15 protein-coding genes are annotated in these 24,363 nt (G+C 65.2%); all 15 read right to left on the reverse strand.

Translation table 11 applies throughout. From position 1 onward, the window contains the following. Positions 1-31: 31 nt before the first annotated feature. Positions 32-2,890: a translation initiation factor IF-2 gene (infB, locus tag Q0S71_RS05820; RefSeq protein WP_295992743.1), complete on the reverse strand. Its 2,859-nt coding sequence runs from the start codon at positions 2,888-2,890 to the stop codon at positions 32-34. 46 nt (positions 2,891-2,936) lie between these two features. Further along, positions 2,937-4,502 (reverse strand): transcription termination factor NusA, encoded by a 1,566-nt coding sequence (gene nusA, locus Q0S71_RS05825; RefSeq protein WP_295992745.1) that lies wholly within the window; start codon positions 4,500-4,502, stop codon positions 2,937-2,939. Next, positions 4,499-4,987 carry a ribosome maturation factor RimP gene (gene rimP / locus Q0S71_RS05830; protein WP_295992748.1) on the reverse strand — a complete coding sequence of 163 codons (489 nt, stop codon included), beginning with the start codon at positions 4,985-4,987 and terminating at the stop codon, positions 4,499-4,501. Before rimP ends, nusA begins: the two co-directional genes overlap by 4 nt. A 271-nt stretch (positions 4,988-5,258) precedes the next feature. After that, positions 5,259-7,313, reverse strand: coding sequence for a pseudouridine synthase (locus Q0S71_RS05835; protein ID WP_295992751.1), 2,055 nt, complete (start codon positions 7,311-7,313; stop codon positions 5,259-5,261). Next, positions 7,300-8,061, reverse strand: coding sequence for an SMC-Scp complex subunit ScpB (scpB, locus tag Q0S71_RS05840; protein WP_295992753.1), 762 nt, complete (start codon positions 8,059-8,061; stop codon positions 7,300-7,302). Before scpB ends, Q0S71_RS05835 begins: the two co-directional genes overlap by 14 nt. 365 nt (positions 8,062-8,426) lie before the next feature. Then, positions 8,427-9,452, reverse strand: coding sequence for a glucokinase (locus Q0S71_RS05845; RefSeq protein WP_295992755.1), 1,026 nt, complete (start codon positions 9,450-9,452; stop codon positions 8,427-8,429). Positions 9,453-9,629: 177 nt separating this feature from the next. Further along, a complete protein-coding gene (locus Q0S71_RS05850) occupies positions 9,630-10,592 on the reverse strand; it encodes a VTT domain-containing protein (RefSeq protein WP_295992757.1) in 963 nt (320 codons plus the stop codon). A 56-nt stretch (positions 10,593-10,648) separates the two neighbouring features. After that, on the reverse strand, positions 10,649-12,361 hold the full coding sequence (locus Q0S71_RS05855) for an ABC transporter ATP-binding protein (protein WP_295992759.1): 1,713 nt from the start codon (positions 12,359-12,361) through the stop codon (positions 10,649-10,651). 7 nt (positions 12,362-12,368) lie between these two features. Continuing rightward, positions 12,369-13,559: an ABC transporter permease gene (locus Q0S71_RS05860; protein ID WP_295992760.1), complete on the reverse strand. Its 1,191-nt coding sequence runs from the start codon at positions 13,557-13,559 to the stop codon at positions 12,369-12,371. Between the two features lie 20 nt (positions 13,560-13,579). Further along, positions 13,580-14,518 (reverse strand): ABC transporter permease, encoded by a 939-nt coding sequence (locus tag Q0S71_RS05865; protein WP_295992762.1) that lies wholly within the window; start codon positions 14,516-14,518, stop codon positions 13,580-13,582. A 24-nt stretch (positions 14,519-14,542) separates the two neighbouring features. Continuing rightward, on the reverse strand, positions 14,543-16,375 hold the full coding sequence (locus Q0S71_RS05870; protein WP_295992764.1) for an ABC transporter substrate-binding protein: 1,833 nt from the start codon (positions 16,373-16,375) through the stop codon (positions 14,543-14,545). Positions 16,376-16,500: 125 nt separating this feature from the next. Continuing rightward, positions 16,501-17,565: a 3-deoxy-7-phosphoheptulonate synthase AroG gene (gene aroG / locus Q0S71_RS05875; protein ID WP_295992767.1), complete on the reverse strand. Its 1,065-nt coding sequence runs from the start codon at positions 17,563-17,565 to the stop codon at positions 16,501-16,503. Positions 17,566-17,848: 283 nt separating this feature from the next. Next, complete coding sequence (gene tldD, locus Q0S71_RS05880) at positions 17,849-19,309, reverse strand: metalloprotease TldD (RefSeq protein ID WP_295992770.1); 1,461 nt, start codon at positions 19,307-19,309, stop codon at positions 17,849-17,851. Between the two features lie 67 nt (positions 19,310-19,376). Beyond that, entirely contained in the window at positions 19,377-20,174 is a 798-nt protein-coding gene (locus Q0S71_RS05885) for a carbon-nitrogen hydrolase family protein (protein WP_295992772.1), read from the reverse strand. Between the two features lie 35 nt (positions 20,175-20,209). Then, on the reverse strand, positions 20,210-24,337 hold the full coding sequence (locus tag Q0S71_RS05890; protein ID WP_367185279.1) for a YhdP family protein: 4,128 nt from the start codon (positions 24,335-24,337) through the stop codon (positions 20,210-20,212). Between the last annotated feature and the right edge of the window lie 26 nt (positions 24,338-24,363).

Below are 24,363 nucleotides of genomic sequence, written 5' to 3' on the forward strand. Positions count from 1 at the left end.
TGGTCCAACTAGTTCAATCTGATCTGCTTGATTACAGGGTACGAGCGATTTCCTGCACTTCAAACACTTCCAGCGTGTCGCCGACTTGGATGTCGTTGTAGTTCTTCAGCGACAAGCCGCATTCCAGACCGGCGCGCACATCTTTGGCGTCGTCCTTGAAGCGTTTGAGCGAGTCGATTTCGCCCGACCAGACCACGATGTTGTTGCGCAGCAGGCGAACCGAGGAGGCGCGCTTGACCACGCCATCGGTGACCAGACAGCCGGCGATGGCGCCCACTTTCGAGACCAGGATAACCTGGCGGATCTCGACCTGGCCGATGACGGTTTCGCGTTTTTCCGGCGCTAGCATGCCCGACATCGCCGCTTTGATCTCATCGATCGCATCGTAGATGATGTTGTAGTAACGGATGTCGACGCCGTTCGACTCGGCCAGCTTGCGCGCTTGCGCATCGGCACGGGTGTTGAAGCCGATGATGACCGCTTTCGAGGCCACCGCCAGATTGACGTCCGATTCCGTGATGCCGCCCACGCCGGCGTGCACAACCTGCACACGCACTTCCGAGGTCGACAACTTCTGCAACGACTGCACCAGCGCTTCTTGCGAACCCTGCACGTCGGTCTTGATAATCATCGGCAAGTTTTTGACTTCGCCTTCGGCCATCTGGTCGAACATGTTTTCCAGCTTCGCGGCTTGCTGCTTGGCCAGTTTCACGTCGCGGAACTTACCTTGACGGAACAGACCAATTTCACGCGCCTTGCGCTCGTCGGCCATGACCATGACTTCTTCGCCGGCGACCGGCACTTCCGTCAAGCCCTGGATTTCGACCGGGATCGAAGGACCGGCTTCGTTGATCGCCTTGCCGTTTTCGTCGAGCATGGCGCGCACGCGGCCATAGGACGAACCGGCCAGTATCACGTCGCCGCGCTTCAGTGTACCGGACTGCACCAGGATGGTCGCAACCGGACCCTTGCCCTTGTCCAGACGGCCTTCGATGACCAGGCCACGGGCCGGGGCGTCGATCGGCGCTTTCAGTTCCAGCACTTCGGCCTGCAACAACACTTGTTCCAGCAGCGCGTCGATGCCCTCGCCGGTCTTGGCCGACACCGGCACGAATGGCGATTCGCCACCGTATTCTTCCGGCACCACCTGTTCGGCGACCAGTTCCTGCGTCACACGGTCGACGTTGCCACCCGGTTTGTCGATCTTGTTGATCGCCACCACCAGCGGCACGCCGGCCGCCTTGGCGTGAGCGATCGCTTCCTTCGTTTGCGGCATCACGCCGTCGTCCGCCGCCACCACCAGGATGACGATGTCGGTGGCTTTCGCACCACGGGCACGCATGGCCGTAAAGGCTTCGTGACCCGGCGTATCGAGGAAGGTGATGATACCGCGCGGGGTTTCCACGTGGTAGGCACCGATGTGCTGCGTAATGCCGCCGGCCTCACCCGACGCCACTTTGGCGCGGCGGATGTAATCGAGCAGCGAGGTCTTGCCGTGGTCGACGTGACCCATGACGGTGACCACCGGCGCGCGCGGCTTGGACTCGAAGTGAGCGTGCTCACCCTGGTCGGCCAGCAGCGCTTCCGGATCGTCCTGTTCGGCGGCGAAGGCCTTGTGGCCCATTTCCTCGACCAGAATCATGGCCGTTTCCTGGTCCAGGACCTGGTTGATGGTGCACATCTGGCCCAGCTTCATCAATTGCTTGATGACTTCGGAAGCCTTGACCGACATCTTGTGCGCCAGTTCGGCCACGGTGATGGTTTCGGGCACGTAGACGTCTTTGATGACGGCTTCGGTAGGGGCCTGGAAATTGGTCTCGCGGTCGTCCGCATGCGATTGACGACGGCCACCCTTGGCGCCACCGCGCCAGCCGTCGCGGCCGGTCGATGGACCGCTGCGGCCCTTGTTCGCACCGCCGCCGGGGGCGCCGCGTTTTTTCGCGTCGTCCGACCAGGTCGACGAGACATTGGCCGACTTGATCGACTTCTTGTCGGCGGTGACAGGTTTCTTGTCGTCTTTTTTCTCGCCCGGCTTTTTATCGGCCGGCTTGTGCAGCGTGCCTTCGGCCACTTTCGGCTTGACGGCGACGACCGGCGCGACCGGCTCGGGAGCCTTGATCGCACGGCGCGGCGCATTCATCATGGCCTTGATCTGGGCGACTTCATCGGCCACGGCCTTGCGGGCGCGGTCGGTGGCTTCGGCTTTTTCAGCGGCTTCCTTGGCGACGACGGCGGCTTTTTTCTTCGCTTCGTCGGCGGCGGCCTTTTTCTTTTCCTCGGCGGCGCTGTCGGCGGCCGGTTCGGCACCGGCGGCCACGGCGGTCGCGGCGGCGGCGGCCTTGACGGCGGCTTTCTTCGCTTCGGCGTCGGCTTCCTTCTTGGCGTCCGCTTCGGCCTGGGCGGTCGCTTTCGCTTGCGCATCCTTCTCGGCGTCGAGCTTGGCCAGGTGCTCCTGCTTCTCGCGCAGGTCGGCTTCCTGACGGGCGATCAATTCAGCCTGCTTGCGGGCTTCCTCTTCGCGGCGGGCGACGTCGGCCGGATCGATGACCGGCGCGGCCGGCGCGGCGGCGGCCGGCGCGGGCACATCATCGCGCTGCACGAAGGTGCGCACTTTCTTGACGGCGACCTGGATCGTGCGCGACTTGCCCGTGGCGTCGGCCTGCTTGATCTCGGTCGTTTCCTTGCGCGTCAGTGTGATTTTTTTCTTTTCGGTGTCCGACGCTGCGCCGTGGGTGCGGCGCAGGTGATCCAAAAGCTTATCCTTATCATCTTTCGACAATGGATCTGACGTCGAACTTTTATCGACGCCGGCAGAACGCAGCTGCGTCAGCAGCAAGTCTGCAGGCATCTTCAGTTCGGTGGCAAATTGGGCTACGTTGTTACTCGCCATTCAGTCCTCTTTTCTATGTGTCGCGGAGATGATAAAGATACTCAAATTAAGCCTTTGCGGATTCGGCAAGACTCCATGCCTTGGCTTGCAAGCCTTTGGCACGGTCGTCGTACTTTGAGTCGACCAATTTCATCTCATCATCGGTCACATCGTCAAATTCACTCTTAATCAGTTCACGTGCGCGGTCGGCCGACAGGGCCAAAATCGCGCCGAATTCGTCGTACGCCAGTGCGGCAAATGCCGCCACCGTCTTGATACCGGACAGGCCCAGCTTGCCGGCGGTGACACGGTCCATGCCTTCCAGACCGACCAGCGCCTCGTCCATGCCTTCCAGACCTTCTTCCGAAGCGATCGCTTCGGTGACCAGCGCATCGCGGGCCCGGGTCCGCAGTTCGTTGACGGTGTCTTCGTCGAACGAGTCGATTTCCAGCATTTCGGAGATCGGCACGTAGGCGATTTCTTCCAGGCTGGCAAAGCCCTCTTCCACCAGGATGTCGGCCACTTCCTGGTCGACGTCGAGTTTTTCCATGAACAGCGCGCGCACGGCGGCCGTTTCCTGGGCTGCCTTGTCGGCCGATTCTTCGGCCGTCATGATATTGATCTTCCAGCCGGTCAGGTCGGACGCCAGGCGCACGTTCTGGCCGGAGCGGCCGATGGCGATGGCCAGGTTTTCCTCGTCGACGACGACGTCCATGGCGTGCTTTTCTTCATCGACCATGATGGACGACACATTGGCCGGGGCCAGCGCGCCGATGACAAATTGGGCCGGATCCTCAGACCACAAGACGATGTCGACGCGTTCGCCGCCCAGTTCGCCGGTCACGGCCTGCACGCGCGAACCGCGCATGCCGACGCAGGTGCCGATCGGGTCGATGCGCTTGTCGGCCGTGTAGACGGCGATCTTGGCGCGCACGCCGGCATCGCGGGCGGCCGATTTAATTTCCAACATGCCCTGTTCGATTTCCGGCACTTCCAGCTCGAACAGCTTCATGATGAAGTCGGGCGCGGTGCGCGACAGAATCACTTGCGGGCCGCGCATATTGCGGTCGATGCGCAGGATGAAGGCGCGGACGCGGTCGCCGATCCGCAGATTCTCTTTCGGGATCATCTGGTCGCGCGGCAAGCGGGCTTCGATCTTGCCGGACTCGACGATCGCGTCGCCGCGCTCCATGCGCTTGATGGTGCCGGTCACGAGCGAATCGCCGCGTTCCAGGAAGTCGACCAGGATCTGCTCGCGCTCGGCGTCGCGGACGCGCTGCAACACGACTTGCTTGGTGTCCTGGGCGAAGCGGCGGCCGAACTCGACGGACTCGATGGGCTCTTCGATGTGGTCGTCGACTTCGATGTCGGAAATCTGTTCCTTCGCTTCGAAGTGGAGGATTTCCTGGTCCGGCAGTTGCAGGCCGGCTTCATCGGGGACCACGTGCCAGCGGCGGAAGGACTCGAACTCGCCCGACTCGCGGTCGATCGAAACGCGGATGTCCACTTCGCCTTCATAGCGCTTCTTCGTGGCTTGCGCCAACGCGAATTCCAGCGCGCCGAAGACGACATCTTTATCGACGTTTTTTTCACGCGCCAGCGCGTCTACCAATAATAAAACTTCGCGACTCATGCTTTGCGTCCCTTAAAATCCACCTGCGGCACCAAGCGTGCCTTATCCACATCGGCGAGCGTAAACTCCAACAGCGCCGGACCATCTTTACCTTCAAATACCAAGGACAAATTCTCGCCATTGGGTTCCTGCAATTCGCCTTCGAACGACTTGCGGTTGTTCGAGTCGGGCATTGCAACGCGCAGCTTGACGATGACCTGATGGCCAGCGAAGCGCACAAAATCTTCCAGCTTGCGCACCGGGCGGTCGAGGCCAGGCGACGAGATTTCGAGACGTTCGTAAGGAATGTTCTCGACCGTCAGCAAATGCGACAGCTGATGGCTGACCGTGGCGCAATCCTCAACGGTGATCGGGCCTTTTTCTTCCGCGTCGGCGGCGGTGAAATCGATATACACGCGCAGCAGTCCGCGCTCGGCCCGTTCGACATCAACCAGCTCGTAGCCCAGACCGGCGACGGTCTTTTCAATTAGTTCCGGCAGCTGCAAGAAATTCTCCAAATCAAGGTCTGTTACTCGACAGACCATGCAAAACGATTTACCAAAAAAAAAATGGGCATCTGCCCATCTTCTTGTATTCCTAGCCAGATGAAAGCAGTTTTGAGCAGTCTTGGTAAGACTCCCCGCGAACAACTTTTCCTAGGCTGCCTATTATAACCGCTTATTGACTGCACCGCAATGCTGCACGGGCGGTGCAGACCGGCTTACAACAGTGCAAAAGTGGCTACAAAGGGCTAAAAGCGGGCAAAATACGTGCGACTCAAGCTTTGCGGCGACGCGGCGTGCCATGGTCGATGGCACCGCCGCGCGGCGCCTGGCCACGGCGCGCGCCGCCGGCATTGCCGAAACCGAAAGTGGTCTGCAAGGGGTCCGGCTGACGGGGGCGCTGCGGACCATTGCCGCCCGGCTGGCCGCCACCGGCACCGGCACCGCCCTGGCCCTGGCCGCGGGCCTGACCTTGCGGACGCGCCTGGCCATCGAAGGCGGTACCGCTAGGACGGCCACCACCGTAACCGGCCGGACCTTGCGGACGCCCGCCGGGACGGCCGGAACCTTGCGGCGCACCGCCCGGACGACCGGAACCCTGGCCGGCGCCGCCTGGACGGCCCTGGCCCTGATACTGGCCCGGTGCGCGTCCCGCGCCGCGCGGCGCTTTCGGGAAGGGATCGGCGTTTTTGTTGCTGACATCGGCGCGATTGCCGTTGGGCTCGTCGCGCTCCTCACGGTCTTCGCGGCCCATGGCGCCGCGTTCGGTGCCGCGCTCATTGCCACGGCCCGGCTTCTGGCCGCCCCGTGCCGGCGCGCGGCCATCGGCCTCCGGCGCGCCTTTTTTCTCGACGCCGTAAATCGCCATGAAATCGCGCACGCCGTTTTCTTCCAGCTCTTCCCAGCGGCCGCGTTTCAGGTTGCTCGGCAAAGACATCGCGCCGTAGCGGGTACGGATCAGGCGCGACACGGTCAGGCCGATGGCCTCGAACATGCGGCGCACTTCGCGGTTGCGGCCTTCGCCGATGACCACACGATACCACTTGTTGATGCCTTCGCCGCCGCCGTCGGCGATCTTGGAGAAGTTCGCCAAGCCGTCGTCGAGCTCGACGCCGGCCAGCAGTTTCTGGCGCATGCCCTCTTCCAGCTCGCCCAGCGTGCGCACCGCGTATTCGCGGTCGATGCCGTAGCGCGGGTGCATCAGGCGGTTGGCCAGGTCACCGGAGGTGGTGAACAGCAGCAAGCCTTCGGTGTTGAAGTCGAGGCGGCCGACGGCCAGCCACTTGCCAGCCTTCATCGTCGGCAGGCGGTCGAACACGGATGGACGGCCGTCCGGATCGTCGTTGCTGACGATTTCGCCGGCAGGCTTGTGATAAATGAGCACGCGCGGCGGCTTCTTGCTGACGCGGCGCTGAATCAGCTTGCCGTTGATGCGGACGTGATCGGTCGCCAGGATGCGCTGGCCGATGTGAGCCGGTTCGCCGTTCACCGACACGCGGCCGGCGACGATCAATTCTTCCATGTCGCGGCGCGAACCGAGACCGGCTTCGGCCAGCACCTTGTGCAGCTTGGGCGCATCGTCGTCGGAGGTCAGGTCGCGGCGCACGGCGGCCTTGGCCAGCACGCGGCCCTTGAGCGGCTCCTCGCTGTCGAAGGCGTCCGAGGTGACGAAGGAAAACACGTCGTCGTCACCGTCGTCGTCGGCCGAGGGCGCGGCGCCGCGCGGCTGCTGCAGCTTGCCGCCCTTGCCGCGTGGCTGACCCTGGCCCGGTTTGCCGGGGCCGCGCGCTTCGCTGCGCGGACCGCGTTCGTGGCGTGGCTTGCCGTCTTTCGGCCAAACACCCTCGGCGTCGGCGGCCGCTTCGCCTTCGACGGCGACGACCGGCTCGGGACGCGGCATCGATGCTTCACGGGCGGCGCGCTGTTCGCGCATCTGGCGCGGGCCGCGCGGCGGACGCGGGCCACGGTCGGCGCGCTCGCCGGCGGCGGCAGGAGCGGCGGACGCTTCAACTGCCGGGCTTGCCGAACCGGCGCTGGCGTCGGCTTCGACGGCGGCCGCCGCAGCCTTGGCGGCCGGTTTGGCGCGGGCTTTTTTCACAGGCGCATCGGCATCGGCGGCGGCAACGGCGGGCATGCCATCGGCCGGCGCGGCGGCGCTGTCGGCCTTGGGCTTGCGTTTCGGCTTGGCGGCGGGCGCCGCGCCACCATCGGCTGCGGCCGCGGTGGTCGCGTCGGCTTCGATCTGGGCTTTGGTGCGGCGCTTAGGCTTGGCGACCACTTCGGCGGCGATGTCGCCGGTGACTGTCTCTTTGGTATTAGGATTGTTCATTATTCGTTTCTTGGTTGTGCTCAGCGTCAACCGTTAAATCTGGCGCAGGGTCAGGAGTTTCGGTGTCGGGGTCGTGGCTGGTGTCCGGGCTTGCTGCCTCGCGCTCCGCGCCAACTGCTTGCGCGGCGCTGCGCGCCGCTTTGTCAAAATTGTCTTGCAGGGCCTTTTCCAGCGCTTCCATATCCGGACCGCCGCCCTGCCCCTCGCTAATTTGCTGCAACGGCGGCAGCTGGGACAGCGAATTCAATCCCAAATCATCCAAAAACTGCTTGGTCGTGCCCAGCAAGGCCGGCCGTCCCACCACGTCGCGATAACCGATGGCGTCGACCCAACCGCGGTCTTCCAGCATCTTGATCGTCTGCGAATTGACGGCAACGCCGCGTATCTCCTCGATGTCGCCCCGCGTCACCGGTTGACGGTAGGCGATGATGGCCAGCGTCTCCAGCGTCGCGCGCGAGTAGCGGCTCGGCTTTTCGGGACTCAGGCGGTCCAGATAGACCTTCATTTCCGGCCGGCTCTGGAAGCGCCAGCCCGTCGCCAGGCCCACCACTTCCACGCCCTTGCCGGCATAATCGGCGCGCAATTCTTCCAGCAGTTGCTTGATGGTGTCGGCAGCGACGCCATCGCTGCGCGGCCGGCCCTGGTCGTCAACTTCGACAAACAGCTTTTTCAGGCTGTGGATAGACAAAGGCTCATGCGCGCATAGCAAGGCGGTTTCGAGGACTTGTTTAGCCTCAGCTGTATTCATAGCACTCTTGTGGTTGCATTTATATGCAAGAAAGAACTCAATTACCTTCAGTGAGGCGGTGGGCCGGCATCATCGATGTCGCCTGGCTAGAAATACTCGCTGAAGCTGTTTTTTCCGACGCCCTGGCCGATGCGCGCTGAGCGGGAGTCATACCGGTGGCGAGAACTGCCACCGACGGCCTGCGGTATCCCGCAGCAACCGTTGATTTCATTGAAACGCATTCCTGGCGTCGCGCTTTCGGGCGAAAACGAACACGAAAAACTGGAACGTGACTAGCCGCTTCATCCAACACAGCGAATTGTACCTGATAAAATCGTCAAAAGCGCATTTTGCTGTGCGGATAAGTCAATGTCCTATCCCACGGCTTACGATTTGGCAAGCTTTTCCGATAAAATTGCAGAAACACCAACGAAAGCCGGATAGTCGGCCGTCACCACAAACGTCGGCACTTGCGCCAGATAGTCGGAGAAGCGGCCTTTTTGCTCGAAACGGCGGCGGAAGCCGGAAGCGTCGAAGCGCGCGCCCAGCTTGGGCACGATGCCGCCGCCGATATAGATGCCGCCCTGCGCGCCCAGCGTGATGGCGACGTTGCCGGCGATGGTGCCCAGCATGCCGCAAAAGTTTTCGATGGCGGCGTCGCACAGCGGGCACTCGCCGGCCAGCGCGCGGCGCGTGATTTCCGGCGCCGCGATGTCGGCCGGCGGCACGCCGGCCTGGTCGGCCAGCGCGCGGTAGATCAATTCGATGCCGGCGCCGGACAACATGCGCTCGGCCGACACGTGCTTGAACTCGCGCCAGGCGAATTGCAGGATGGCCACTTCGGTTTCATTGGCTGGCGAAAAGGTGACGTGGCCGCCTTCGCTGAGCAGCGCGGTCCAGCCGGTGGCGGACGGGATCAGGCCGGACACGCCCAGACCGGTACCGGCGCCGACCAGGCCGATGGTGCAGTCCGCCACGGCTGCGCCGCCGCCGACCTGGTGCTTCTGCGTGGCCGACAGCAGCGGCAGCGAGCGGGCCAGCGCCGTGAAATCGTTGACGACCAGCAGCGTGTCGAAACCGCACTCCTGGCGCAGCGCCTCGATCGAGAATTCCCAGTGATGGTTGGTCATGCGCACGAAATCGGACGTGACCGGATTGGCGATGGCGATGGCGCCATGGCGGATATTGTCGATGCCGGCGCCGGCCACCGTCGGCGACGCCAGGTAGGCCAGCAGCGCGGCGGCCAGCGACGGATAGTCGGCGCACGGCAGCACTTCGATCTTCTCGATCCGGCCCGGCGCCAGTTCCAGCGCGAAGCGCGCGTTGGTGCCGCCCACGTCCGCCAGCAAATGAGGGCCGTCGGCAAAACCGGCGTGGAGGGAGTGTGGCGCAGGGGAGGACAAGACGGTCATGGTTGGCAGAAGATAGTTGAGGGCTAAGCTTAATGGATATAGCCAGCAGGACGCAAGCCCGGATTGTAGTTTTAGTACACCAGAGCAGGGGCAGCGCCTTGATCGTGACACGTGGGATGCGCAACGAGCAGGGGCCGGGAACGTTCTACTACCGCTTCCGGCATCGGCAGCTTGCGCTTATTGCTGTATACCCTGACTGAGTTCTTCCACCACTTCCAGCGGCGCCGGCGCGAAGGCGGCGTTCCACGCGTCGAGGCCGCCGTGCAGCGGTTTGGCGCGCTTGTAGCCGTGGGTGTGCAACTCCTTGGCCACGTGGGCGGCCGAGACGTCGTTGGGGCAGCTGCAATAGACGATGATGTAGCGGTCTTTCGGCAGCGATGCGATGGCCGGGATGGGCTCGCCGCCGTTGAAGATCAGCGCGCCGGGAATGGCCGGCTCCAGCATCTGCGCCGTCACGCTGCGGGCGTCGACCAGCACCGGTTCCAGGCCCTGGTCTATCAATTTCTGCAACTCTTCGACGGTGATGCGGTCGACCTGCACCGACTGGTGGAAGCGCTTGCGCTCGACATACTTGAACGACACGAACATCAGCAGCAGCACGCCGAGCACGATCAGCGCCGTCGTGCCCATGGTGCTGAGGATGTCGAGCACCTGGTCGATGCTGGTGTGGAAGAAGGAGCCGATGCCGATGCCGGTGCCGCTCCACATCAGGCCGCCGGCGATGCTGAAGCTGAGGAAACGGGCGTTGCTGGTGCCCATAGCGCCGGCCAGCGGCGGCGCGATCGTGTTGAAACCGGGAATGAATTTGGCGACCACCAGCGCTTTCGGACCCCAGCGGTTGAAGTTGTCCTCGGTCTGGCTGACGCAGTAATCGGGCGACAGCGAGATGCGGCACAGCAGCTTGAGGATGCGCTTGCCATAGTGGCGGCCGGCGCGGAACCAGAAATAATCGCTGATGAGACAGGCCACCATGCTGACGACGAGCACGGACGCCCAACTGGTGTCGCCGTCGACCGACAGCGCGCCGGCGACGATCAGCAGGGGGAAGGCCGGGATCGGCAAGCCTATCTGCTCGACCAGAACCACGGCGAACACAATCAGTACGCCGTATTGTTGTAGCAGTAGTATTAAGTTCGCCATAACAGATATCTTATCTCAAAAACCGAATGTCGGCGGCGCGGGCTCGCGCGGTCGTATCAAAGTGGCACACCCCGGGGGATGGCCGACAGCAGCGCCTGCGTGTACGGGTGCTGCGGCTGGCGGTACAACTGGTCGGCATCGGCCATTTCCACCACCCGCCCTTGATGCATCACCATCACCTGGTCGGCCATGTAGCGCACCACCGCCAGGTCGTGCGAAATGAAAATATAGGACAGGCCCAGTTCGTCCTGCAAATCCTGTAGCAGGTTCAGCACCTGCGCCTGCACCGACACGTCCAGCGCCGACACCGATTCATCGCAGACCAAGATGTCGGGCTGCATGGTCAGGCAACGGGCGATGGCGATGCGCTGCCGCTGGCCGCCGGAGAACTCGTGCGGGTAGCGGTGCAAAGCATGTGCGGGCAATCCGACTTTTTCCAATAGTAAATATGCGGCGGCCGTGCGGGCGCGGTCGTCGGCGCCGATGCGGTGGATGCGCATCGGCTCGAGCAGGATCTGGCCGACCGTGAAGCGCGGGTTCAGCGAGGCGTAGGGGTTCTGGAAAATGATCTGGATGCGGCGTTTGTAGGGCCGGTACTGGCTGGCCGACATCGCCAGCAGATCGCGGCCCTCGAACAGCGCGCTGCCGCCGCTGGCCCGGTGCAGCCGCAGCAGCGTCAGGCCGAGCGTGGTTTTGCCGGAGCCCGATTCGCCGACAATGCCCAGCGTCTTGCCGCGCGCCAGCGTGAACGACACGTCCTTGACGGCCTGGAATTCGCGCCGGCCGAACCAGCCGTCGCGCAGCTGGAAGCTTTTGCTGAGCTGGTCGACCACCAGCAGCGGCGTGTCGCCGGCCGCCGAACCGCGCACGCGCTGGGGTGGGTGGGCGGCGGCGCCCTGCCCGCCCGCCAGTGCGGCGCCGGCCAGATAGTCGCCGATCACGGGCAGCCGCCACGGCCGCGCGTCCAGCGGCGGCCGGCAGTGCAGCAGCGCGCGCGTGTAGGCGTCCTGCGGCCGCTCGAAAATCTGCCGCACGGCGCCGGCCTCGCGCACTTCGCCGTGGCGCATGACGATGACGTGGTCGGCGATCTCGCCCACCAGCGCCAGGTCGTGGGTGATGAACAGTATCGACATCTGGCGCTTTTTTTGCAGCGCGGCGAGCAGCGCCATGATCTGCTTCTGTATCGTCACGTCGAGCGCCGTGGTCGGCTCGTCGGCGATCAGCAGTTTCGGTTCGCAGGCGATGGCCATGGCGATCATCACGCGCTGCTGCTGGCCGCCGGACAGCTGGTTCGGATAGGCGTCGATCTTGTGCGCCGGATCGGGAATGCCGACCTCGTCGAGCAGCGCCAGCGTCCGCAACCGCGCTTGCCGCCCGTTCATGCCCATGTGCAGGCGCAGCACCTCGGCGATCTGGTAGCCGACCGTAAACACGGGATTGAGCGAGGACATCGGTTCCTGGAAAATCATCGCGATATCCTTGCCGCACAGGGCGCGCCGTTCGCGCGGCGTCAGTTGCAGCAGTTCGCGGCCGTCGAAGACGATGCTGCTGAGCGCGTCGACGCTGCTGTTTTCCGCCGGCAGCAGCCCCATCACCGCCAGCGCGCTGACCGACTTGCCGCTGCCCGATTCGCCCACCAGCGCGACGGTGGCGTTGCGCGGCACGCCGAAGGAAACGCCTTTGACGGCCTCGAAGCTGCTGTGCCGGTCGATCCGGAAGCCGACGCGCAGGCCGCGCACTTCCAGCAACGGGGTCGGATCGTTCGTCATGGCCGCCTCATTTCACTTTGGGGTCGAGGGCGTCGCGCAGCGCGTCGGTGAACAGCGAGAACGCCGTCACCAGCAACGCCATGGCGACGGCGGCGGCGCTGAGCTGCCACCACTTGCCGAGGATGAGTTCGTTCTGCGCCTCGTTCAGCATGCTGCCCCACGACACCACGCCGACCGGCACGCCGAAGCCGAGGAAACTCAAGATCACCTCGGCCTTGATGAAGCCGACCACCAGGATGGACATTTGCACCAGGGCCACGTGGCTGACGTTGGGGAAGATGTGCGAAAACATCTTGCGCCAGTCGGAGGCGCCGATGGCGTCGGCCGCCATCACGTATTCGCGTCCCTTGTGCTTGATGTACTCGGCGCGGATCAGGCGGAACGGGCCGGTCCAGCCGGTCAGGCCGAGGATCAGCACGATGGTCAGCACGCCCTTCTGTTGCAGTACGGCGGCCACGGTCAAGATCATCAGCACCGAGGGGATGGCCGTGAAGACGCTGTAGAACCAGTTGAAGAAGTCGTCGACGAGGCCGCCGTAATAGCCGGCCACGGCGCCGAACGCCGTGCCCAGCGCCACCGCCAGCGCGGCCGCGACGAGGCCGACGACGATGGAGGTTTCGCCACCCTTGACGGTTTTTTTCAGGATGTCGTGGCCCCATTTGTCGGCGCCGAACGGCAGCGTCGGGCGGCGCGGCGCGGCGGCGTGGCGGCCGGACTTGGCGAGGCCGGCGCGCAGGTCGGCGAGGTCGGAGGCCAGCGGATCGCTCAGGCCGTAGAGCTCGGGCGGCGCGTCCGGCGTGCGGCCCAGTTGCGCGCGCAGGGCGGCGATGTCGTCGGCCAGCGGGTCGAACACGTTGACCGGGGCCGGCAAGGCGCCGGCCGCATCGAACGCGCCGCGTTCGCTGTCCATCCGCGCGCCGCGTTCCTTGTCCATCCGGGCGCCGCGTTCGCTGTCCATCTGCGCGCCGCGTTCACCGTCCGACTGCGCGCCCAGCCACGTCGGCGGCGCGTAGTTGACGCCGACCTCCTCTTCCCAGTCCGATACGATCAGGCCGCTGGCCGACAGCGCCACCATCAGCAGCGCCGCGACCACGACGGCCAGAGCCGCCATCGCCACGCGGTCGGCCCGCAGGCGGCGCCAGGCGAGCGCCCACAAGCCCGATGCGCGCCGGGCGGGAGGATAGGGCGATGTCGTCATGCCTGTCATGGCTTCCTGTTTCAACTGAGCTGGACCCGCGGATCGACGGCCTGGTACAGCAGATCGGTCAGCAGGTTGAACACCATCGTCGCGGCGGCCACATACACGGTGATGGCTTTGATGACGGGGAAATCGCTGCGCTCGACGGCCAGTATCACTTCGCGCCCGATGCCGGGGATGCCGAAGAAGCGCTCCAGCAGGAAGGCGCCGATCAGCAGCGCCGGCAGGTTGGACATGACGTAGGTGATGATGGGGATGGCGGCGTTGCGCAGCACGTGGACCCACAAAATGCGGCCTTCGCTCAGGCCCTTGGCGCGCGCGGTGCGCACATAATCCTGGCCGGCCTCGTCGAGCACGAAGCTGCGGAACAGGCGCAGCGTCGGCGCGATGGAGACGGCCAGCCCGATCAGGATCGGCAGCGGCGCGTAGCGCAACAGGTTGCTGGACAGGCTGTCGCCCCAGCCCTGCACCGGGAACAGGCCCAGCTTGTACGCCAGCCCGTACTGGAACACGATGATGTAGACCAGGATGCTGACCGACATGCCGACGGTGCAGGCGATCATCAGCAGCCGGTCGGTCAGCGAGCCGCGCACGAAGGCGATGGCCAGCGCCAGCGCGATGCCGATCACGGTTTCCAATATCGTCAGCGGAATCAGCACCGTCAGCGACGGCCCCAGCCGCGTCGTGATGATGTGGGCCATGGTCTCGCCGGTGGACCAGCTCTGGCCGAAGTCGAAGCTCACGATCTGTTCGATGAATATCCCCAGCTGCACGTAATACGGCCGGTCGACGCCGAGCTGGTGGCGGATGTTGGCGATGCTGTCGGCATTGGCCATCTTGCCGGCCAAGATATAGGCCGGATCGCCGCCCACCCAATTGAACAGGATGAACACAAGCAGCACCACGCCCAGCATGGTGGGCACCATTTGCCACAGGCGGCGCAGGATGTAGGCGAGCATGGTCAGCGGTCCCGGCGGCGGCGGTTAATGGGAGTCATGCGCGGAGTCCTGCGCGGAAGCCGGCGCGGCACGGCGGTCGGCGTCGATGTCGAGATACTGCCACTCCTGGAAAAAGATCGGGTGCTTTTTAAAGCCGAGCACGGCCGGCTGCGCCAACATATTGCGGTAGCGCGAATACGCCATCATCGCCACGCCGTTGATTTCCAGCTGGCGCGCCATCTTGTGGTACAGCGCGTCGCGCGCGGGACCGTCCGCCAGCTTGCGGCTGGCCTCGTACCACTGATCGTACTGGGCGTTCTTGTAGCAGGCGTTGTTGTTCTGGTAGACGTTGGGGCCGTAAAACAGCTGCATGAAATTATCGCCGTCCGGATAATCGGCCAGCCACTGGTAATTGCGGGTTTGCAGCTTGCACAGCGTCTCGGCCTTCTGGATGTCGCTGAACTGCATGCGCTCGTTTTCCATGTGGATGTGCAGCGCGTTATAAGTCTTGCGCCACATCTCGCCCAGCAGCACGCCGGCCGCCTCGTTGCGCGAGGCGTAGTGGATCAGCAGCGGCTTGCCGTCGGGCAGGCGGCGCCAGCCGTCCAGGCCCGGCTTGTAACCATAGCGGTCCAACAGCTCGTTGGCCAGCGCGGGATCGTATTTCAGCAGGCTTTTGTAGTGCGGATCCTGGCCGGCCACGCCGGGAGGAATCGGGAAGTCGAGGCGCAGCGCTTCGCCGTTGAGCACCAGCGCGATTTCCTCGTCGACGTTGTGGGCCATGGCGATGGCGCGCCGCAGCGCGATCTTTTCCTTGCTCAGCCCGCCCAGCACGGGGTCCATCATGTTCCAGTAATAATAGGTCAGGTCGGGATCGACGATGCGCGACAGCTGCACGCCGCGCGCGGCCAGCTCCGGGCGCAGCTTGCCGTCCAACAGCGCCTTGGGCGCCAGCGGACCGTCGAGCCAGAACAGGTCGGCCTCGCCGCTGTTGAAGGACAGCCAGCGCGACTGGTCCTCCAGCTGCACCGTCACTTCGATGCGGCCGATCTGCGGCATCTTCTTACCCTGCATCTGGCGCACGATGCGCCGGTCGTCGGCGTCGTCGCCGGCCTGGAAATTCCACACGGCCGGCACGTGCTCCTTGTTTTCATCGAGCACGATGCGGCTGCCGCGCACCCACTCGCCGAGCTGGTAGAAACCGGTGCCGACCGGATGCGAGGCGACCTCGCCTTTGGCGTCGCCGTACATGTCGACCACTTCGCGCGCCACCGCCGACAGCGGCACGAACGCCAGTATCATGCCGAGGTTGAAATCGGGCGCGCTCAGGTGGATGCGCAGCGTGTAAGGGTCGATCACTTCCAGGCCGGCGACCGGGCGGTCGTAATCGAAATGGCCGCTGAGCCTGGCCTGCCTGGCCAGTTCGTCGAGGCCGGCGATTTTTCCCTCCAGCATCCAGGTGTGCGGCGACGCCAGCCTGGGGTCGAACAGGCGCTTCCACGAATAGACGAAGTCGGCCACCGTCAGTTCGCGCCGCCGGCCTTTGAAGGCCGCGTCGGGCGTGAAATACTGGCCCTTGAGCAGGTGGATCAGATAGGTTTTGCCGTCGGCCGACACCTGCGGCAGCGCGGCCGCCTGCGGCGCCAGCTTGACCGGCCGGGCCAGGTAATCGTAGGTGAACAGGGTGTCGAAGATCGCTTGCGTGATGTGGCCGGTGTACAGGTCGCGGCTGACGGCGGGGTCCAGGCTGGTTTCGGCGGCCGGCAAGATGGTGCGCAACACCTTGACCGGCGCGGCCCCGACCGCGCAGGCGGCCGCGCCAAAAAACACGGCGCAGCAGACGAGGCCGAACCAACGCGGAAGCCGAGGTAATTTCATGCCATCCCTTGAATGATGATGCGCGTACGATAACGCATATTGCGTCCGCCGCCCACCTCAAACGAGAAAATGTCGCCGCAATGTATACGCGCGGCGCGCCCCGTCCTTATCCGCCCCTTAGCCGATCACAGATCGTCGGACCGCAAGCGGCGCTGGCGCACGGCGGCGGCCAAGCCCTGCAGCACCTGCACGCTGCTGTCCCAATCGATGCAGCCGTCGGTGACGGACTGGCCGTAGACCAGTTCCTTGCCCGGCACCAGGTCCTGGCGGCCGGCCACCAGGTGCGATTCCACCATCACGCCGACGATGCGGCTGTCGCCGCCGGCCACCTGGGCGGCGATGTCGGCGCAGACCGGGATCTGGTTGGCCGGATTCTTCGAGCTGTTGGCGTGCGAAGCGTCTATCATCAGGCGCGCGGCCAGGCCGTGCGCGGCGATGGCCTGGCACGCCTCTTCGACGCTGGCGGCGTCGTAGTTCGGCGTCTTGCCGCCGCGCAGGATGATGTGGCAATCCTCGTTGCCGTTGGTCGACACGATGGCCGAGTGGCCGCCCTTGGTCACCGACAGGAAATGGTGGGGCTGCGACGCCGCCTTGATCGCTTCGACGGCGATCTTGATGTTGCCGTCCGTGCCGTTCTTGAAGCCGACCGGGCACGACAGCCCCGACGCCAGCTCGCGGTGCACCTGCGACTCGGTGGTGCGGGCGCCGATCGCGCCCCAGCTGATCAGGTCGGCGATGTATTGCGGACTGATGACGTCGAGGAATTCGGTGCCGGCCGGCAGGCCCAGCTCGTTGATGTCGCGCAGCAGCTCGCGCGCCATGCGCAGGCCGTCGTTGATGCGGAAGCTGTTGTCCATATAGGGATCGTTGATGAGGCCCTTCCAGCCGACCGTGGTGCGCGGCTTTTCGAAGTAGACGCGCATGACGATTTCCAGCTCGCCGGCCAGTTCGCGGCGCAGCTGCACCAGGCGGCGCGCGTATTCCATGGCCGCCTTGGGATCGTGGATGGAGCACGGGCCGACCACCACCATCAGGCGGTCGTCCTGGCCGTGCAGGATGCGGTGCAGCGCGAGGCGGGCGCCGGCGGCGGTCTGCTCGGCTTGCTCGGTGCAGGCGAATTCGCGGATCAGGTGCGACGGCGGGGTCAGTTCCTTCATTTCGCGGATGCGCAAGTCGTCGGTGCGGGGCATGGTGTTTCTCCTCTGTGTTACGTCGGTACGAATAAAAAAAACCGCCATCGCTGGCGGTTTTTTAGGATTTGCTGGGATCTCGTTATGCTGCTACGTGAACCGGCCGCCACTCCACCGCCTTGGGGTTGGAATTGCTAAAATAAAAATAGCCGGTAAAGAAAACAGAGCTGTGCATGAACGCGATCGATAAGCTGGTGAAAAGTGTTGAACGACTATAGCAACGATCACGCCGGCTTGGCAAGCTGATTATCGGTAGCCGCCCAGGCCGCCGCCACGCCGCCCCTCAGGCCGTGCCGCCGACGGTCACGCCGTCCACGCGCAAGGTCGGCTGGCCGACGCCGACCGGCACGCTCTGGCCTTCCTTGCCGCACACGCCGACGCCCGGATCGAGCTTCATGTCGTTGCCTATCATCGAAACGCGGTTCAGCACCTCGGGACCGTTGCCGATCAGCGTGGCGCCCTTGACCGGATAGGTGACCTTGCCGTTTTCGATCATATACGCTTCGCTGGCCGAGAACACGAACTTGCCGTTCGTGATGTCGACCTGGCCGCCGCCGAAGTTGACCGCGTACAGGCCGTTCTTGACCGAGGCCAGGATTTCTTCCGGGTCCTTGTCGCCGGCCAGCATGTAAGTGTTGGTCATGCGCGGCATCGGCAGGTGGGCGAACGATTCGCGGCGGGCGTTGCCGGTGACGGGCATCTTCATCAGGCGCGCGTTCATGGTGTCCTGGATGTAGCCCTTCAGGATGCCGTCCTCGATCAGCGTGGTGCACTGGGTCGGGTTGCCTTCGTCGTCCATGTTGAGCGAACCGCGGCGGTCGGCCAGCGTGCCGTCGTCGACCACGGTGACGCCCTTGGCGGCGACGCGCTCGCCGATGCGGCCCGAAAACGCCGACGAGCCCTTGCGGTTGAAATCGCCCTCCAGGCCGTGGCCGATGGCTTCGTGCAGCAGGATGCCGGGCCAGCCCGGTCCCAGCACGATGGTCATGGGACCGGCCGGGGCCGGCCGCGCGTCGAGGTTGACGACGGCCGCCTTGACGGCGTCGGCCGCGTATTCTTCCAGCAGCGCGTCGCTGAAATAGCCGTAGTCGTAGCGCCCGCCGCCGCCGGACGAACCCATCTCGCGGCGGCCGTTCTGTTCCACGATGACGGTGACGGACACCCGCACCAGCGGCCGGATGTCGGCCGCCAGCACGCCGTCGCTGCGCACCACCAGCACCACGTCGTACTCGCCGGCCAGGCCGGCCATCACCTGCACCACGCGCGGGTCTTTGGCGCGCGCCATCTTTTCCACGCGCTCCAGCAATTTGACTTTCGCGGTGGCGTCGAGCGAGGCCAGCGGATCGTGCGGCAGGTACAGCGAGCGGCCGCCCTGCTGCGTCATGGTCGAGGCGATCTTGACCTTGCCGGAACCGGCGCGGGCGATGGTGCGGGTGGCGGCGGCGGCGTCGAGCAGCGCGCTTTCCGAGATCTCATCCGAATAGGCGAAGGCGGTCTTGTCGCCGGAAATGGCGCGCACGCCGACGCCCTGGTCGATCGAGAAGCTGCCGGTCTTGACGATGCCCTCTTCCAGGCTCCAGCCCTCGTTCTTGGTGAACTGGAAGTAGAGGTCGGCGTAATCGACCTTGTGGGTGAACATGGTGCCGAGCGCCTTGAGCAGCTTGGCCTCGTCCAGGCCGAACGGCGTCAGCAGCAGATCGCGCGCGACGGCCAGGGTGGACAGATTCGGTTCAAATGGGATCATGGTGGTGTCTTTTATCAGTGTGGTGCAGATGGTGTCTTGCCATTGTAGAGGATACGCGGACGCGCCGTTACATGGTGCGGTGTTTCAGGGCCGGCAGGCTGGCGCGCACGCTGTCGATGAACAGCGGGTCGAGGTCGCCGTGCACCACGGCCTCGCCCTCCGCGTGCACGGCCTTGATGCCGCCCCAGGGATCGATCAGCATCGAGTGGCCCCAGGTGCGGCGGCCGTTCGGATGGGTGCCGCCCTGGGCCGCCGCCAGCACATAGCACTGGTTTTCGATGGCGCGGGCGCGCAGCAGCACTTCCCAGTGGGCCTGGCCGGTGGTGTAGGTGAAGGCGGCCGGCACCACGATCAGCGCGCACGGCCCCATGGCGCGGTACAGCTCGGGGAAGCGCAGGTCGTAGCAGACCGACAGGCCGACCCGGCCCAGCGCCGTGTCGACGACGCCGACGTGGCTGCCCGGCACGATGGTGCGCGACTCGTCGTACGATTCCGTGCCCTTGGTGAAGCCGAACAGGTGGATCTTGTCGTAGCGGCCCGCGTGCTCGCCCCGCGGGTTGTAGACCAGCGTGGTGTTGAGCACCTTGCCCGCCTCGCCGGAGCGCAGCGGCAGCGTGCCGCCGATCAGCCAGACGCCGTGTTCGCGCGCCATGGCGGCCATGAAATCCTGGATCGGGCCGGCGCCGGGCGGCTCGGCCTGGGCCACCTTGTCGGTGTCGGCCAGGCCCATGATGGCCCAGTATTCGGGCAGCAGCACCAGCGCCGCGCCGCGGTCGGCGGCCTGGGCGATCAGGCGGCGCGCGGTGGCGATATTATCCGCCACCGACGGCGAGGAAATCATCTGTACTGCTGCGACTGTATTCATGGTCGTATCACCGCTCGGTTGTAGTGTTGTGTGGATTAATTGCCGGCCTTGGCCGCCTCCAATTTACCACCATCGAGCTTGGTGACCACCGGCGCCTTCCACGGTCCCGTCACCTGCATCTGGTAGGTCAGCGCCTTCATCACCGGCGTGCTGAGGAAAAGCTGGGCCAGGAAGCTGCCGATGCCGATCACCGGGTTGACGGCCAGCGCATACACCAGCGGCGCCGTGCCGAGATTGACTTCGGGTATCACCACCACGTGCAGATTGGTCGATTCGTTGGCGATGTCGGCACTGCCGTCCATCAACACGGTGGCGGCGACGCCGTGCATTTTCAAGTTGTCGGTCTTGACGATGCCGCGGTTGATGCTGGCGTTGGCCGTGATGCCGTCGAAGGCCAGGCCTTCCGAAAAGATGTCGTGGAAATCGAGCTTGAGCAGATGCGGCAGCGCTTGCAGGCTGAGCACGCCGAGCAGCTTGGCCGCGCCCGGATCCTGTTTCAGGAACTGGCCTTTTTCCACGTTCATGGCGATCTGGCCCGACAGCGTGGGGATGTCCAGCGAGTACGGTAAGCCCTTCCACGCGATGTCGCCGCTGAGCTTGCCCTTGCCGTTGCGCACGGTGCCGGCGAAGCCGAGGCGGTCGAGCAGCTTGCCGGCGTCGGCGATGTCGAGCACGAAGTTCAGGCTGGTGTCGTGCACGCCGTCTTTGGTGGTCCACTTGCCGCTGCCGGTCAGCGTGCCGTCGGCGTTGGCCAGCGACAGCTTGCTGACGCGCCATTCGCGCGAGGCCGTGATGAGGGCGTTGTTGGCCTGCAAATCGAGCCGGCCCAGCGGCTTGTTGAACAGCTCGAAGCGCTCGGCGACGATGTCGAGCGCCGGGATGGTCGGCGCCACGCTGCCGGCCTCGAGCAAGTCCTTGACGTCGTTGGCGGCCGACTCCGGGATGATGAGCGAGGACAGCCGCGCCGTCACCTTGCCCACGCCCTGCCCTGTCACCGAATCGCTCCAGGTGACATAGCCGGACGCCTGCGCGGCGTCGACGCTGGCCTGCCACACGCCCTTCTGGCGGCTGACGCCGATGACCACGTTGTCGAGCTTGCGGGAGCCGACGATCAATTCGCTGCTGCGGGCGGCCACGCTGTCGGGCACCACGTACTGGCCGAAGTCGGCGCCCTCCTCGCCGGGCCGGGGCGGCTCGGCGGGGCCGGCGATGCTGCCGCCCAGGTCCAGCCAGGAATCGACGTTGAGCGCGCGCAGGCTGACGTTGAGCATCATGCCGCTGTCGGGCTCGGGCGCGGGCGCGTTCACGCCTATGCCGCCGTGCACCAGCTTCCACGGCGCCTTGCCGATTTTCTGGCGCACATAATGGGCCGCGACGGTGTTGCCGAGGCTGATGCGGATATCGTCGCGGGCCACGCCCGGTTCGGTGGCGGCCGCCTCGTTCATGGCGAAGTGGATGGGCAGGGCGTCGGCCGGCGCTTTTTTCAGCGGCGCCGGGAAGTCCAGGCCGAGGCCGGCCAGCGTCGAATCGACCAGCACCTGCACCTGGTGGTCGCGCACCGTGACCTGGCCGGTGTAGCGGGTGGCGCCGTTGAAGTGGCCGGCCAGGCGCTGCATCAGCGGCGCCGGATAATTCTTGCGGAAACCGTCGGCCGTGATGTTGCCGCCCAGCTTGACGACGATGGCGCCGTCGCGCTGGGTGCCGCCGGCGATGGCGAGCGGGCCGCCGAGGAAGCTGCCGCCGAGCGCGTTGAGGTTCACGCCGCGCTCGCTGAATTCTATCTTGCCCTGCGCGCCCAGCAACGGCGGCAAATCGTCGAACAGGGTGACGTCGGCGCCCAGCAGCTGCAAGCCGCCCTGCACCTTGGCGTCGGCCAGGTGGGCCAGCGGCAAATGCAGCTTGAGCGCCAGCCTGGCGTTGCCGGTGGCCTGGGTCTGCTCGGTGACATTGCCTATCCATTCCAGCACCGGGCTGGCGGCCACGTATTTGACGAACTCCTGCATCGGCGCGGCGGCGCTGCCGTCGATGTCGAGCAGGGAATCGTGCGAGCCCAGCTCCGGTATCACGGCCTTCACGGCGCTCAGCGCGACGCCGGCCGTGCGCGCCGTCTCGGCATTGATTTCCATGCGCCGGCCTTCGACCACGATGCTGCCGTGGATGGCTTCGAGCAGCGGCCACAGCGGCGACTTGCCATCCTTGGACAGATGGTTGGGCGTGTAGTTGAGGATGCCGTTCTCGATGCGGCCGGCGACGCGGAATTCACCGCGCGCCTTGTCGGCCGCCGTCGTGCCGGCGAAGGGGAATTGCGCCAGGTCGCCGCGCAGGCGGATGTTGACGTCTTGCGCGACGCCGCCCTGCAAGGCGCCGGTCAGCCAGGCGCGCAGCTCGGCGTGGGTTTGCAGCGGCAGGTAGCGGTCTATCTTGTTCAGCTCGAAGCCGTTCAGCCTGCCGGTGAAATCGACCTTGCCGCCGCCCTTGCCGTTGAGCGCCATCAGGTCGCTGCCGGACAGGGAACCGCTCAGGCCGCGCTGGACGAAATCGAGGGCGTCGATTTGCAGCAGCAATTTATTTTCGGCCGGGAAGGACCAGCTGGCCTGCATATTCAGCTGGTCGAAGGGCATGGCCGGGTCGCTGAAATAATCGGGCATCTGCAACACCAGCGCCGTCGAGTTGAGGCTGAAGCTGCCGCCGTGCTCGGTGGCGTCGATGGCGCCGCTCAGGTTGTCGAAGCCGGGGATGGCCGGCAGCGCCGTGATCGCCGGCGCGTGGGCGCTCTTGGCGACGGCCAGGCGCGGCGGCTGGGCCCGCATGCCGAGGCCGGCCAGCTGGCCCTGCACGCGGTACGATTGCAGCGCCGGATAAGCGCCCTGCCACTGGGCGGAAAAATCGATCAGGCGGCCGCGCGGCGCGAAGTCGGCCAGCATCTTGCGCTGCGCCGCGCTCAGCGGCAGATGCTCGACCAGGCCGGCCAGGGTTTGCAGGTCGAGCAGCTGGGCGTGGATTTCGGTCTGCTCGGGCACGCTGGCGTCGGCGGCCGTGTAATGTTCGGACAGCGAGGTCGGCGCCAGCGTCATGCCGTCGCGCGTGGTCAGCGAAAAATTGGCCAGCTCGATGCGGTGGCCGCGCGTGCCGAAGGCCGGGTGGCCGATCAAGCCCGGCGTGCCGGCCGGGAATTCCTCGCGCGCCGACACGCGGCCGCTGACCTGCACCAGGTCGAGCGCCGGCAAGTCGGGACCCAGCAGCGCCGTCAGGTTGCTCAGGCCGATGTCGGCCGTGAAGCCGGCCAGCTTGCCCTGGTCCAGCGTGACCCAGGCCCGCAGCGAACCACGGCCCGAGCTCAGGTCCAGCGGATACGTCAGATAGGTTTTCCAGGCCGCCAGGTCGGCGCGGCGCAAGTCGGCGTAGATTTCGCCTTTCCACAGCGCCATGTTGGAGATGTGCTCGGAAAACGCCGGATGGTCGAAGTCGGCGCGCAAGTCGAGCGGCGCGCTCAGCGCGGCCGGCGGCGTGGCCTGGAGCGCGAACTGGTGGCGGCGCCACTGGTTGCGCAGCAGCAGGTTGACATTCTCCAGCGCCAGCGGCGGCGTGCCGCGCAAGCCGTCGCTCCAGGCCAGCCGGCCTTCGCGGATGACGATTTCGCGCTGCGACAGCAGCCAGTCGGCGCCCTTGCCGTCGCCCGGCTTGGCGGGGTCGAAGTAGACGCCGGCCGCGTACAGCTTGCCGTCCGCATCGCGCCGCACGGCCAGCTCGGGCCGTATCAATTCCAGCGACTCGAAGCGCACGCCGGTGCCCAGCACGGTCCACCACGACAGCGTGGCCGACACGCTCGGCAGCGCCAGTACCTGCTTGCCGGCGGCGTCGCGCAGCACCACGTCGCCGAGGAACAGATTGGGCCGCAAGCCATTCCACGAGGCATAAATGCGGGAGATCGACACATCGTTGCCGACGGCGCGGCTGGCCATGCGCTCGATATCGCCCTTGTAGTGTTCGATATTCGGCAAGACGGCGTAGCGCAGGGTCAGGAACAGGACGGCGAAGGCGAAGTAAAGCAGCAGCGTCAGCTTGACGGTGAAACCGAGCACGTGGTGCGTGGCCAGGTTGCAAAAGCGATAGGCGGCCAGAAGCCGGTGCCAGCGCACGGCCAAGGGCACGTTGCCTGTCACGGTCTTCTCCGACGGTTTTTGCATCA

It is taken from the genome of Rugamonas sp., assembly GCF_025354735.1.
Taxonomy (GTDB): Bacteria; Pseudomonadota; Gammaproteobacteria; order Burkholderiales; family Burkholderiaceae_D; genus Rugamonas.